Here is a 1,635-nt window from a genome sequence, read left to right as displayed (position 1 = left end):
TGAATCTTTCGTCGGGCCTTCGGCCCGGCCTGATCGGGTTCGGATTGGGTTTCGCTGCTGGTGAGCAGCGTATGGGCGACCGAGGGTGGCCCGGTCAGCGGGTTGGCTGCCGGGTTCCACGGGCCCGGGTGGTTGTCCTTTCGTCTCGCGGGGGCGGTTCGTGCTGGTCAGCCGGGTTGTAGGCGGTTGATGGCGGTGTTGAGCAGGTGAGTGTGCGGGGTGTGGCGGGGTAGCCGCAGCCAGGTTCGTCGAGCGTGGCGGGTGAGGCGGGCGGGTAGCGAGAACAGGTGCAGGCGTAAGGTTTTCGGTTCCCAGCGGCGGGCGTCGTGGTCGTGCAGGGCGATGGTCTGTAGCCACGCGATCAGATCCAGGGCCAGCGCGACGAGAGCGAGCCAGATCTGGTTGGCGGAATAGGTTTTGAAGGGCAGGTTGCGTGCGCCGGTGTCCTTGGCGTTTCGGATGCGGTCCTCGCAGCGGGCCCGGCGACGATGCCGTAGTTCCAGGTCGGCGAGCTGTCCGCGTCGGGTGTTGGTAATGAACGCCGTAAGGCGCAGCCCGTCGACGTCGGTGAACCGCAGTTGTGCGCCGGGATGCGGACGCTCTTTCCGCACGATCAGCCGCATCCCGTCCGGCCAGCCCGACAACTCGGCCAGGTCGGTGATCTCGGTGACCCATGCACCGTCGCGGACCTTGCCTTCGGCGTCGTAGGCGGGGGTCCACGCCTTCTTCGGCACCATGTTCACGGCTTCGACCAGAGTGTCGGTGAGAGTGAAGCCCAGCGAGTACTGTAGCCGCCGGTTGGTGCAGTAGATGACGAACTCGTGGGTCCCGCCACCAGAATCGGCGCGTACCAGCACTTTCCGGCCTACCCGATAACCGGGGCGAGACGGCAGCTGCTCGAGCGCGGCAGCGAGGACCTGCTTGTGGTCGGCGGCGGTGTTCGACCCGGCGTTCCCGGGCCGCAACATCATCGCCGCCGGCTCGCCGGTGCCCTGGGCACCGTGGTCGATGAATGCCAGCAGCGGGTGGAATCCGAACCCCTTCTTCCAGGTCGGGGTTGCGTGTTCCTTGTCCGAATGCGCGTCCAGCAGGCTGGCGTCCAGGTCGATGGTCAACGGATGCCCAGCGTCGATCCCGTGACCCGGCGACCGGTCCCCGGCACGATCCCATGCGCGTGCCCGGGCCTGGGCACGCGCAGACGCGATGGCCGACAGCACTTTCGGCGCATCGCCAGCCAGTAGCGCGATCGTTCGTGACACCGTCGGATCCGAGGCCACCGACCCGAACACCCCTGGCTCGCACCGCAACAGGGCAAGATCAGAGGCGCAGTCGGCACCGCACGCGATGGCCACCGCCAGATCCAGCACGATCTTGCCCGGATCATGGATTGCCAGTGGCTTGCGCCACGGCGTCAGCACCGCCGACAGCTCCCGATCCAACCCCACCGCGACTGCGGTCCGCAGCAACGCCACCGCCCCAGCCTGCGAGACCACGCCCGAACCATCCCCGCCAACTTTCAGCGACGGGTACCACGACATAGACTTCCTCACCGAAAAGGTGCTCCTGCAACTTCGAAATCCAACCTTCAGCAAGTCGGATTATCGCAGCTCAGGGCACCTTTTCGCTAATTCCAGC

Annotated in this window: 1 protein-coding gene; it reads right to left on the bottom strand. The window is 66.4% G+C overall.

The genetic code is table 11. The features are described 5' to 3' along the window. Positions 1-167: 167 nt before the first annotated feature. The gene (locus NA4_RS38140) at positions 168-1,550 is read right to left on the bottom strand and encodes an IS1380 family transposase (RefSeq protein WP_067481103.1); all 1,383 of its coding nucleotides are present in this window, start codon (positions 1,548-1,550) and stop codon (positions 168-170) included. Positions 1,551-1,635: the final 85 nt, after the last annotated feature.

This window comes from Nocardia amamiensis NBRC 102102 (genome assembly GCF_001612745.1).
In the GTDB taxonomy this organism is placed as follows: Bacteria; Actinomycetota; Actinomycetes; order Mycobacteriales; family Mycobacteriaceae; genus Nocardia; species Nocardia amamiensis.
This window is presented reverse-complemented; position numbering and strand designations above follow the sequence as displayed.